This window comes from Shimazuella sp. NTD247, from assembly GCF_059510415.1.
The window spans coordinates 736,028-748,617 of the sequence record NZ_JCAJZU010000001.1 but is presented as its reverse complement, the minus strand read 5'-3'; the positions used below and the strand labels follow the sequence as shown (position 1 = coordinate 748,617).

Below are 12,590 nucleotides of genomic sequence, written 5' to 3'. Positions count from 1 at the left end.
AATGATGTAAAATGATATAACTTTTCTTGTTTCTCGTCTTTCGAAAATCTATTGCCCCTCTTGTTTTTTAAATTTCATAGAATTGGTGTTCGTTTGCTATCTCAGCATTTGGAAAAATACTTCTTACTTCTTCTATCAAAGTCTCTTCCATAACTTCATGATAACGAGGACTTAAGTGATTTATGATTAGTTGTTTTGTTCCAGCTTCTTTAGCAATGGTGGCAGCTTGGGTAGTTGTAGAATGGAAGTATTGAGATGCTTTATCTTGCAGTTCATGAAGTTGTGTAGCTTCGTGAATTAATAGATCAGCATTTTTAGCTAATAGAATACTATTTTCGCAAGGGAGTGTATCGCCTAAGATCGTAATAATTTTCCCAGGTGTGGGAGGATCGATAAAATGTTTTCCATCTAATTTTCTACCACCGGCTAATGTTACAACTTCTCCTTTTTTAAACCGTTGAAAGATTGGTCCAGGTTTTACCCCTTCCGCGATTAATTTTTTTGTATTTAGTTTTCCAGGTTTTTCACTTTCTTCGATACGATATCCAAAACAATCAATTCGATGTTCGAGTATTTTTATGTGGATAGTAAAATGGTTTTCGTTTAATGTCATACCGTCTTCTATTCCTATATAATTAATACGATGGCTGACATGTGTTTCACTGATGGCAAGGGTAGTTTGTACAAATTCTTCTATCCCTTTTGGCCCGTATATGGTGATGGGCGAATCTGTTTGAAAAGAACGTGTACTAAGTAAACCAGGTAATCCATAAATATGGTCACCATGTAAATGCGTGATGAAAATCCGGCTAATTTTACTCAGTTTAATGGGAGATTTCATAATTTGATGTTGAGTTCCTTCACCACAATCAAATAGCCAAATATCACCATGATACTCAGGTAAGATTAGTGCCAAAGATGATACGTTTCGAATGGTGGAAGGGACACCAGCACTTGTTCCTAAAAAATATAGTTTCATAGCTAAACAGTCTCTTTCCTTATTCATGATATTATCCTGTATTGTAACAACAATTTGTTTCTTTTTCCATTGACAAAGCCCTCAATTGTAATCATTTATCTATCTTAAAAAAACAGACCGTTTATGATTACATCATTAAATACAACTCTATTTCAAGATGTAATAAGGTGGATGCTAGAATTGTGATGGCAAGAGGAATGAATCCATTTGCATCCGAAAGATATATTTTATTTTTTTAAAATCATACTGGCAAACTAACAAGTGAACGCAAAGTACTATAGTTGTACGTCAATTTTTCGAATTCGATAGCCAGTTGTAAATAAGGTAAGCGGTTTAACAAAGTGTGCCAAATGCAATTTGCCCTTCCAAAAAGGCAAGTAGGGCTCCTAAGCAGTGGTGAATTCCATTACCAAAGGCAAGGGAATCCTTTTCTGTTCGTGTGATATCTAATTGCTCAGGATTAGAAATTTTCTAGAGTCTAGGTTGGCTGCAGCAATGGACATCACAATATTTTCTCCTTTTCGAATCTTTTTTTCTAAAAATTCGAGATCTTCTCCAGCAATTCTACTCATCAACATCACTGGACTTCAAAAACGCAACAGCTCTTCGATTGCTGATGGCAACAACAAAGGTTTTTTCTAAAGTAACTTCCGTTGATTTGGATTTTGTAACAAAGATAGTGTTCCGTTTGCAATTAGATTTACTGTTGTCTCGTGGCCTGCAGTAATAAGTACCCAAATGGTGGAAATCAGTTCCTGTTCGCTTCGTTTATCTCCAGCATCATAAGCTTGGACTAAACAGCTTGTTACATCATCACTAGGATTTTCCCGTTTGTGGGCTATTAATTGTTTAATGTACTGGATGTATTGTTCAAGAGTATCGGAAACGACCTGTCTGATCTGGTTTTGAAGCTGCTTGAGACAGGGTATAGGTCCACTCTCGAAACTTATAACGATCTTTTGTAGGAACCCCATGCATCTCGGAAATTACAAGAATAGGCAATGGGAAAGCAAAGTCAGCAATAAGATCCATCTGGCCTTTGTTCTTCACTTTATCCAGTAGTTCGTCAGCAATCTGTTGGATACGTGGTCGCAATTCTTCAATCATTTTAGGGGTGAAAGCTTTGGAGACTAGTCGACGTAAACGAGTATGATCAGGAGGATCAACGTTAAGCATATTTGGCATATTTTTTAGTCATTCCACTATCTTTGATGCTGAACTACTCGAATTTTCCGTTTTCTGTACAGGAGCAAATTTGCGCATATCTTTTACAAATCGATTATCTTTTAAGATAGAAGTAATATCCTCATGTTGATATACAAGCCAAGATGGACCCAAACCAAAAAAATCTTCTATTTGGATAATTGGTTCGGAGTGATCTTGCATTTGATGGTAGAAAGAAAAAAATCTTTCATTTTTTCAGGTGAAATAAAATCATTACTCGTGATTTGTTTCATTTTGGTTTCTCCTTTTTTTCTAATGCACATGATCGACCACATGGTCAAAGGGTTGTAAGTTTATCTTATCTCAAATTTTGACCATTGGGTCAAAATTTGATTTTTGCAATGAATAATAAAAACAGGAGTTTAACTTCTATTCAGCTCTGCTGAATCCACATTGGTAAAACCAATAGAAACAGATCGCCTGAGTCTAAGGTAGACTCAGGCGATAGAAGTTTTTCATCAAGAAAAACTTAGTGATTCATAGAATTAATTGTTATTAACTATTGTCTAGAGATCAACTTCGCTGATTAACAAACTTTACATTGGCAACAACCTTCTCATCACCCTTAGGAACGATGTCATAGTGGCGATTTACATTACCACCGCGCCGACACGTGATGACGAGGCTGCCGTCCTTGTTAAAGTTACACCAGAGCCAAGACCCATCGGGTGCCTGCACCTTAGTATCGGTCATTTCATCATCCTTGTTCCACTTGGTCTTGTCGTTCTTCCAAGTATTCCAGTCAACAGATGTAATAGTGACCGTAACCGGGTTTGTCTTCTTGTTGATGTCCACGAAGGAACTCCTTAGTCGAATGAATCGCTTCAAAATTATATTATCAGAGAATCGTATATGTTTTCTAGTGAGAGTAAGTTATTTTTCTAATTAATAATGCTAATTCATTTATAGCAAATTTATTTATACAGAACAAATAACGACGTAATCGACAAGTTTTTTGTTCAATAAAAAAAGAGTAAATGTCTTTTTGACTTTTTCTACAGTTTAATATCATAAATCTAATTCCTGTTAAGAAAAATCATATTTACTTAGATCGACTTTTTGCAAACTGATGCGTTTAAAGCGTTGAGGACGGGGATATGGTGCTGTTGCATCTACACCAATTTTATTCACCGTCCCGCTTTGGGTCATCGGGTTGAGTTCATGACCGATGGCATCAGGAATGATAATCACGTCCTTCACTGGATCATGCCTAGTTGCAACCGCCCATTCTACATCGATAGGATCATAAATGTTAACATCTTCATCCACAACTGTTACTCGCCTGAGGGATGAAAAAGAAGCAAAGGTGGCAAGAATCGCGTTTTTTTGCACGCCTTCCGCTTTTTTGTTTATTTGTACAACAGCATGATAAAATCCGCATCCACCATAAGATAGGAATACACCTGTGACATCGGGAACAAGTCGAGATACTTGATGAAAAATACTAGCTTCTGCCATTAATCCAACTGCATTGTACACTTCTCTTCCAGGGATGATGGTATGGTATATCGGTTTTTCTCTGCGGGTGACAGCTTTTACATGCACGACCCAACGATTATCTTGTTTGGCATAGTAATCCGTTACTTCAGCAGCAGGACCCTCTGATTCTCGGACTTCAGGTAAAATTTCTCCTTCAATAACATATTGTCCATCTGTTATTCCTTCTACTTCGACGGTTTGTGATCGCAATAAAGAAAGAGGTTTACCTAAAATCGTACTGGCAATTCCTAATTCGTCTTCTTCTATTTGTGCGGCACTACTTGGTGTTACTGCTGCAATATGCACGGCTGGACTAACTCCATTATTGATTGTAATTTCTAATGGTTGTCCCATTTTTTCTGCACGTTCATAATAATTCCGCAAATGTCTTCCCATATCTAACTGCATGGTTAATCGATTTGGACCAGACACCATAAAACGATGGATAGAAGTATTTCGAACACCTGTCTCTGGATCTTTTGCTATAACAATACTTGAAGTGAGGTAAGGGCCTCCTTCATTCAGCCCCTGTGTAGGGATAGGAATATGCTGCAAAAGATCGGGTTCATTTTTATGGATAATTTCGTTTGCCGGTCCGGAAACGTTGATTACAGGGGCTATCGGATTTTCTTGCCAGTTTTTAATTGCATCTGCCATTACGAAAGGTAAGCGTTCCGGTTTTACTTGAAATAGTCGTGCTAGCACATCTCGGTTCCAATATAGACCTGTAAAAATAGGAGCCAAATGGGGAGTGACATGTTCAAAGAAAAGCGCATTTCCACCTTCCAGCCTTTTGGCAATCCCAGCCATTTCATGAATACGATTCACAGGAGTTTTAACCGATGTAAGCAGTCCTTCTTGTCTGAGATAAGCAATGATTTGTTGTAAATCATGCATTTGAAGGTTAGCAAGATTCCACTTTTTGTTCGTATGTTTTTCTGTCATATTATCCCTTCTATTTACATAGAATATAAATTTATCTAAATTATAGCCTATTTAAAACGAAATGATATAGAAAAAAGGAAGAGAATAAAAAAGTGAGTACTCACTTTACATATTTAGTGAAATCGATTAGAGTAAAGATAAATCATTTATTAGTTGTAACAGGAGGAAGTCGAATGAATAACGTCCTGTTTTTTTCAGATATTCATAAAGATAGTCTTAAAGATGTTGGCGGTAAGGGAGCAAACCTAGGTATATTAAAAACTGCTGGGTTTCCTGTACCGCCGGGTTTTTGTATTACTACATCAGCATACCGTGCAGTGATCGATTCCGATGAGATGGCGAATTGGTTAGATAAATGTTCCAAAGTAAATCTCAATAACCTGAATCAGTTGAAGGAATTAGGGCAGCAAATTCGTATGTATATCGAGAACTTGCCAATCCCACCCCAATTAGAACAAGAAATAATAACTGCATGGAGAACGATTGGAGAAAGTTTTTCTTATGCAGTTCGATCGAGCGCAACTGCTGAAGATTTACCAACAGCCTCTTTTGCTGGTCAGCAGGATACCTATTTGAATATAAAAGGAAATACTGCTTTATTGCAGGCAGTTCGCAAATGCTGGGCTTCGTTGTTTACAGATAGAGCAATTGCTTATCGAACGAAGAATGGGTTTGATCACCGAGAGGTATTTTTGTCTGTTGTTGTACAAAGGATGATTCAACCTGAAATTTCAGGAATTTTATTTACTGCTGACCCTGTAAATGGAAATCGCTTTGTTTCTTCGATCGATGCTAGCTACGGATTAGGGGAAGCACTGGTTTCTGGCTTAGTTACTGCTGATTTATACCAAGTGAAACAGGAAGAAATCATTAGTAAAAAAATTTCTTCCAAAAAAGTCATGATCAAAAGTTTACAAAAAGGAGGGACCAAAATTTTTTCGGTCCCAAATGACATTCAAGATAAACAGGTACTCTCCGATCAAAAAATTATTGAACTGGCAGCACTGGGAAAACGAATCGAGAAGTATTTTGGTTCACCACAAGATATTGAATTTTGTATCGAAAACGATGAAATTTTTGTTGTACAGAGTAGACCTATCACTTCGCTTTATCCAATACCTCCTATGAGATCTAAACCATTACAAGTCTTTCTTTCATTTGGCCATATCCAGATGATGACGGAACCGATAAAGCCATTGGGGCAATCCATTTTCCAAACTATTTTTCCCTTTGGAAAAGAAGATGGGAGTACTGTCAGCAGCTACATTTTTCCTGCAGGAGGAAGGCTGTTTGTTAATCCATCCGATTTGTTGCGGTATCCTCTAGCTCGAAAGATGATTCCTAAAATTTTAACAAATATGGATCATTCTATGGCTGTTTCTTTGCAAGAAGTAATCAAGCGACCTTCATTTGTAGCTATTCCTCCGAAACCCGGTCTTGGCAGATCAGTGAGAAAAAATATTTCTCCGGTTTTAACGAAGGTCGTTGGAAACCTTTTTTGGAACAATCCTGAATTTGCAAAAGAAAAAGTCGAGACGTACATGAATGAACAACTTGCGATATGGAGAAATAGTCTAGCTCCATTACAAGGAGTAGAAAAGCTGCAGAAAATGCAAGAAATGCTGTCTACTTCTTTGTTAACTATTTTTCAAAATCTCTTTCCTTTTATTGCTCCATTTCTATTAACAGCTAATCAACTGAAAAAATATTTGCGATTATGGGTAAATGATGAGAACGCTTTTCAAAAATTGAGTCAGTCATACAAAGGAAACATATCGAGTGAAATGGGTTTAGAAATTGGTGATTTAGCAGATGAGCTTCGATCCATGCCGGAAGTAGTGAAATATCTAGAAGAAGCAGAGGATACTACTTTCTTTAAAAAATTGGATGAAGTGGATAAGGGATTGGAATTTCACCGATCTTTTGATTTGTTTTTGAAGCGATTCGGAAGGAGATGTCCTGGTGAAATTGATATTACCAAACCAAGATGGCGAGAAAAACCGACTCTATTAGTACCAGCAATACTCGGACATATGCGAAGTGTAAAGAAAGGGGAACATCGCAGGAAATTCCTTCTAGGAGAACAAGAGGCCCAAAAAACAGAAGAAGTCATTTTAAATCAGTTACGCAAACATCCAATTCGATACAAAGTTATGAAGCGACTAATTAAACTTTATCGGAATCTAGGAGCGCTCAGAGAACATCATAAATATTTTCTTATTTCCATTCTAGACTTATGTAAAATAGAAATTATGCAACAAACAGAGATTTTAGTTGAACAAAAAATAATTATTCATCACGAAGATGTATATTATTTATCGTTACAAGAGATTATTCAGTTAGCAAATGGCGAAAAAATAAATGAGCTTCATCAAATGATTGTTTTTCGCAAACAAGAGTTTATTCAACAGCAAAAACTTGCACCGCCTCGCGTGTTTACCAGTGAAGGAGAAGCGGTGACTCCTATAAAAAAAGAAGGAGATTTCCCGAAAAATGCTCTGACAGGTACAGGTGTATCTGCAGGAATAGTAGAAGGCAAAGCTCGGATTGTTCGATCACCAGAGCAAGCCGAGTTGCATGAAGGGGAAATACTTGTTGCTCCTTTTACTGATCCAGGATGGACACCCCTGTTTCAATCTGCAATTGCCTTAGTAACGGAGGTCGGTGGGTTAATGACCCATGGCTCAGTTGTTGCTCGAGAATATGGCATCCCAGCGGTTGTAGGAGTTACGGATGCATTACAGAAAATAGAAAATGGGCAACTGATTAGAGTAGACGGTACACAAGGTTATGTGGAAATATTAGAGTAAGGGGAGTACGAGGTAACCTAGGTTACCTCGTATTTTTTCGATCTAAAGCTTACGAGTTGATCTTTTTCGCAAGTTCTAGCAGATAAGAAGTAATGACATAACCTACAAAGCAGCTAACAGGCTTATTTTTGTCTTCCCTTTTGAGTGCTCTCATCTCAAGTATAATTTTAGGAGTGTCGACGTAATCCATATCATCAGCGGTAAAATAGAGATGAAGATAGATCAACACCATGGTTTCATGCAGTGCAATGTTTTTTGTCTTTTCTTTTTTTAGTTTCGCTTTCTCTTCCAGTAGCCGTACAATTCCGCTGTTTATTTGTTTTGCGATACTCTCCATGTAATCGATAATCGAGATTACTGTATCAACGTCTATACTTTTATGCTGATTCTTTTTAAGTTTTGCCTGCAACTTCTGAATTTCTGCAACCTTGATCATAGCTCTCCTCTAGGAGTGAATATTGACAATTTTATTATAATTTATTTAATAAAAAGAATCATCCACGTGGAATGATTTTTAATAGTAGTGCAAGTAGTTAATCCTTGTTACAATAATCTTTGGAGAAATGAAATTTTTGATCTTAGGAAAGTGTGGTAATTATTTGTTTCAAGAATGCACTTAAGGTAGGTGGAAGTATGTATAAAATTTATCCAAATGATATTTCTGTTCAAGAAAATTATAAGTTGATGAGTGGTTCAATCATCCCTCGTCCCATTGCCTTTGTTACAACACTATCAACCATTAATGGAGTTATTAATGCAGCTCCTTTTAGTTATTTTAATGCGGTTTCTTCTGATCCACCTTTGCTTTCGCTTTCGATTGGATACAATGAGAATGGTCAAATGAAAGATACAGCTCGAAATATTATTGAAAATAAGGAACTGGTCGTTCACATTTGTGATGAATCAATCATAGACGAGATAAATAAAACTAGTGTTTTTCTTCATCCAGGTAAAAGTGAACTGGATTTGACAAATTTCTCTGTGGTTCAAAGTGACATTGTTTCTGTACCTGGTATTAAAGAGTCACGTGTTCGTTTTGAATGTAGACTCGAACAACATATACCAATAAAAAACGATCATGGGGAAAATGTAATGGATTTCCTGCTTGTCAGAGTGGTCTGTTATCATTTCAGTGAAGAGGTATATGATGATGAAAAAAAATATATTTTGTCTGAAAATTTACAGCCTGTAGGTAGATCAGCAGGAAATCGTTATCTAAAATTTGGAGAATCCTTTGTTGTAAATAAATAATGTTATGAAACAAAAAAAGACAGATTCCTTCTGTCTTTTTCCATTCATTGGATATATGTGACAATAAAGAAACTGCCAGTTATTTTCTAATTACACTATTTTTTGGGGTGAGTTTACGTACCGCAAAAGGTTACATATCGTGCAGTGTTATCGGATGTTTTTGCATATTCTTCTTGTTCTGCTGAGTAAGCATACGGATTTTTCAGTACACGAAGAAGGTTATTGAAAACATTGTAATCGTTATTATTACCTGCTGCTTCTAGTGCTTCCTCGACACGATGGTTTCGTGGGATAATAGCTGCATTATTGTTTTTCATCAATTGATGGGAATCATTTTTTGATTCATCTTGGTTTTTTAGCCGATTTTCCCATTGCTTATGCCATGTTGCAAATTCTTCCGTTTGAAATATTTTTTGATCATTCATGCAATCTAGTGTTAGGGAACGGAATGTATTGGTATAGTCTGCATTATATTTTTTCATCATTTGGAGAAGTTTTTCAATTATAGAGATATCTTTTTCCTCTGCAGTAAATATACCAAGTTTTTTTCTCATTCCTATCAACCAGTAACAATAGTATAACTTTGGGAAATCAGAAATCACTTGTTGCGCGATTTCAATTGCTTTTTCTTGATTTTCATCTAATAATGGCAAAATTGTTTCTGCAAATCGAGCAAGATTCCACGCGGCGATCGAAGGTTGATTTTTATAGGCATATCTTCCTTGATAGTCAATAGAACTAAATACGGTATCGGGATCATAGTTGTCAAGAAAAGCACAAGGTCCGTAATCGATGGTTTCTCCACTGATTGTCATGTTGTCGGTATTCATTACACCATGAACAAAACCAATAAGTTGCCATTGAGCAATAAGTATTGCTTGATTTTCACAGACTTTTTGCAGAAAAGAAAGGTAACGATTGTTTTTATCAGCGATATCAGGATAATGCCTTTGAATTGCATAATCAGCCAACGTTTGAAGTTCATCTTTGGAACACCAGTTAGCTGCAAATTGAAATGTTCCGACTCGTAGATGACTAGAAGCTACACGTGTTAATACAGCCCCAGGAAGTTCAGTCTCCCGTATCACCATTTCGCCTGTAGTGGATACTGCTAAGCTGCGAGTGGTTGGGATGCCAAGTGCATGCATTGCTTCACTGATAATAAATTCACGAAGCATTGGACCCAGAGCCGCTCTGCCGTCTCCACCTCGCGAATAGGGAGTTTTTCCTGCTCCTTTCAGCTGAATATCATATTTTTTCCCTGTTGGAGTAATTTGTTCTCCAATTAGAATCGCTCTTCCATCACCAAGCATGGTAAAGTGACCAAATTGATGACCAGCATAGCTTTGTGCAATTGGCTTAGCATTTTCAGGAAGGTGATTTCCTGAAAAAATTTGTGCTCTTTCATTTTTATTTAATGCAATAGCATGTAACCCCAAATTCGCCGCTAGTGACTCATTCCACAGAACTAACTCTGGATTTTTTACAGGAGTAGGATGCACTTCGGTAAAGAAGGAATTTGGCAACTGAGTATAACTGTTGTTAAGGTTCCATCCAATCTTTGATTGATCGATCATAATAAACCTTCCTTTTTGTGTCGTTAAGCATATTATTTCTTATGGTATCAGATGCATTCGTTGAATTACATATCAGGATCAAGAAAAAGAATGTAAGAAAAATTAGATGTGGTATGATGAGAAAAAGTATGCTCTATATACGAGGGGGATTTGTGAACGATCATGAGCGGATTATTAAGAAGCTCGATGGTCTGTTTTTCGCTGATCGGGGAGTGTCTGCTTCTTGGCGTTTTCTTGAATTTCAAACCCATCTGAATCAGATGAAGGAGGCTTATGCAGCAGACTCGGCAGAATCAGAAGAACTGCTTGAAAAATTCATCGATGCTATTGAGAAGCATAGGAAGACTTGTACCAATGAGGTTCACCAGAACTTCAACTGGCAAGAATACTTGATTGCGTTTGATGAGTTCCGTGTACTGACAGATTTGGAAAAGCTGAAGTTGGGAGCAGCACTGCTGGCGCTCCATCTCGGTATTTGTCAAATTCAGCTGTTTGTACAGGAGCAGGCCTTGGAGAAATTTGCGAAAAAGGTTGGCGTCAAATGGGAAAAGCAGTCCGTGCACACACTTGTAGCAAATGTCTCCAAGCAGATCAGACCATTTCTAAACCGTCCTTCCTTTAAGGAAACGGCAAAAGCACTTCTCGATCCTTATCCTGACTATCAGTAGAGCAGACTAATCAACCGCCAGTTTTTTTCGAAGAAAGAATCTGGCGGTTGTCTGATTTATTTTATTGTAAACAGGTTTGCGATGCAAATTATTTGATGAAACTGCCTATTTTCGATATAATGTTCAAGTTACAATGCAGATAACTACTCATTTATAGATATTTTGATGAGAGAGGGTGAAAAGATGAGTAAAGATTATAGCAAATACTTTGTTGCTCCTGATCTAAGAGAAGCAAAGAAGCGTGGGAAAGAAGAAATTCAAGTTTTACAATTTGACGAAATTCCCGAAGAAATGCAGAATGTTGGAACAGATAAAAAGTATTTGATTGAAACATATGGCTGTCAAATGAATGTTCATGATAGTGAGACCATTGCAGGAATTTTAGAACAGATGGCTTATTCCCGTACAGAGACACATGAAGATGCAGATATTATTTTATTAAATACTTGTGCAATTCGAGAAAATGCAGAAGACAAGGTATTTGGCCACATTGGAAAGCTAAAAGCGCTAAAGACGCAAAAACCAGATCTTATTTTAGGTGTTTGCGGTTGTATGTCACAAGAGGAATCTGTTGTTTCTCGTATTTTGCAAAAGCATCAGCATGTAGATTTGATTTTTGGAACACATAATATCCACCGGTTGCCACATTTATTGTTCAATGCACTGATGTCCAAAGAGATGGTTGTGGAAGTATGGTCCAAAGAAGGTGACGTAGTAGAGAATATGCCCAAAGTGAGAGCAGACGGTCTTCGAGCTTGGGTTAATATTATGTATGGATGCGATAAGTTTTGTACGTATTGTATTGTACCTTACACCCGTGGAAAAGAGCGCAGCCGCCGACCAGAGGATGTATTAAATGAAGTTCGTGATCTCGCTCGCCAAGGATATCAAGAAATTACACTACTTGGACAAAATGTAAATGCATATGGAAAAGATTTTGACGATATCCATTACTTATTCGGAGATTTGATGGATGATGTTCAGAAAATCGGTATTCCTAGGGTTCGATTTACAACCAGCCACCCAAAAGATTTTGATGATCATTTAATTGAAGTTTTAGCCAAAAAAGGCAATTTAGTCGAGCATATTCATTTACCTGTTCAATCGGGCAGCAGTGAAGTGTTAAAATTGATGGCAAGAAAATATGATCGCAAACGTTATCTCGATTTAGTTGCAAAATTGAAAAAAGCAATTCCAGATGTGGTACTGACTACCGATATTATTGTAGGATTCCCTGGTGAAACAGAAGAACAATTTGCTGAAACGATCTCATTAGTGAAAGAAGTAGAATATGATATGGCTTTTACCTTCATTTATTCACCTAGAGAGGGAACACCTGCAGCAAAAATGAAAGACAATGTTTCTATGGAAGTGAAAAAACGTCGACTAGCAGAGTTAAATGATGTGTTGAATGAAATCAGCAAAAAGAAAAATGCTGTATTAGAAGGACAAGTAGTAGAAGTGTTAGTAGAAGGAGAAAGCAAAAAAAATCCTGATGTGCTTTCAGGTAGAACCCGTACAAATAAACTTGTCAATTTTGTAGGACCGAAGCATTTAATTGGAAAAATGGTTTATGTATCCATTGAAAAAGCACAAACATGGACATTAAAGGGCAAATGGATGGAAGAAATTTCAAAATCTCCAGTAGCTTAGGATG

General features: G+C 37.1%; 9 protein-coding genes and 1 pseudogene. 4 read left to right on the top strand and 6 right to left on the bottom strand.

Features of this window, described 5'->3' with window-relative positions:
* Positions 1-67: 67 nt before the first annotated feature.
* From rnz to AC5WOC_RS03700, 4 genes and pseudogenes are all read right to left on the bottom strand, one after another.
* The gene (gene rnz / locus AC5WOC_RS03715) at positions 68-979 is read right to left on the bottom strand and encodes a ribonuclease Z (RefSeq protein ID WP_496054163.1); all 912 of its coding nucleotides are present in this window, start codon (positions 977-979) and stop codon (positions 68-70) included.
* A 241-nt stretch (positions 980-1,220) separates the two neighbouring features.
* A pseudogene (locus AC5WOC_RS03710) lies at positions 1,221-2,436 on the bottom strand (cytochrome P450 family protein).
* Between the two features lie 280 nt (positions 2,437-2,716).
* Positions 2,717-2,998 (bottom strand): hypothetical protein, encoded by a 282-nt coding sequence (locus AC5WOC_RS03705; RefSeq protein WP_496054026.1) that lies wholly within the window; start codon positions 2,996-2,998, stop codon positions 2,717-2,719.
* A 231-nt stretch (positions 2,999-3,229) separates the two neighbouring features.
* The gene (locus AC5WOC_RS03700) at positions 3,230-4,627 is read right to left on the bottom strand and encodes a UbiD family decarboxylase (protein ID WP_496054025.1); all 1,398 of its coding nucleotides are present in this window, start codon (positions 4,625-4,627) and stop codon (positions 3,230-3,232) included.
* Positions 4,628-4,800: 173 nt separating this feature from the next.
* On the opposite strand from AC5WOC_RS03700, the gene AC5WOC_RS03695 reads away from it, so the two are divergent.
* Positions 4,801-7,437, top strand: a complete 2,637-nt coding sequence (locus tag AC5WOC_RS03695) for a phosphoenolpyruvate synthase (protein ID WP_496054024.1) — start codon at positions 4,801-4,803, stop codon at positions 7,435-7,437.
* A 49-nt stretch (positions 7,438-7,486) separates the two neighbouring features.
* Here the strand turns inward: AC5WOC_RS03695 and AC5WOC_RS03690 are convergent, their stop codons facing one another.
* Positions 7,487-7,873 (bottom strand): hypothetical protein, encoded by a 387-nt coding sequence (locus tag AC5WOC_RS03690; protein ID WP_496054023.1) that lies wholly within the window; start codon positions 7,871-7,873, stop codon positions 7,487-7,489.
* 197 nt (positions 7,874-8,070) lie between these two features.
* Between AC5WOC_RS03690 and AC5WOC_RS03685 the strand changes: the two genes are divergently transcribed.
* A complete protein-coding gene (locus tag AC5WOC_RS03685; RefSeq protein ID WP_496054022.1) occupies positions 8,071-8,688 on the top strand; it encodes a flavin reductase family protein in 618 nt (205 codons plus the stop codon).
* A 113-nt stretch (positions 8,689-8,801) separates the two neighbouring features.
* Here AC5WOC_RS03685 and AC5WOC_RS03680 read toward each other — a convergent pair whose 3' ends face one another.
* On the bottom strand, positions 8,802-10,265 hold the full coding sequence (locus tag AC5WOC_RS03680) for a protein adenylyltransferase SelO (protein ID WP_496054021.1): 1,464 nt from the start codon (positions 10,263-10,265) through the stop codon (positions 8,802-8,804).
* Positions 10,266-10,417: 152 nt separating this feature from the next.
* Here AC5WOC_RS03680 and AC5WOC_RS03675 point away from each other — a divergent pair, with 152 nt between their 5' ends.
* Both AC5WOC_RS03675 and miaB read left to right on the top strand, forming a co-directional pair.
* Positions 10,418-10,933 carry a hypothetical protein gene (locus tag AC5WOC_RS03675; protein ID WP_496054020.1) on the top strand — a complete coding sequence of 172 codons (516 nt, stop codon included), beginning with the start codon at positions 10,418-10,420 and terminating at the stop codon, positions 10,931-10,933.
* Positions 10,934-11,098: 165 nt separating this feature from the next.
* Positions 11,099-12,586 (top strand): tRNA (N6-isopentenyl adenosine(37)-C2)-methylthiotransferase MiaB, encoded by a 1,488-nt coding sequence (miaB, locus tag AC5WOC_RS03670; protein ID WP_496054019.1) that lies wholly within the window; start codon positions 11,099-11,101, stop codon positions 12,584-12,586.
* The last annotated feature ends 4 nt before the right edge of the window (positions 12,587-12,590 follow it).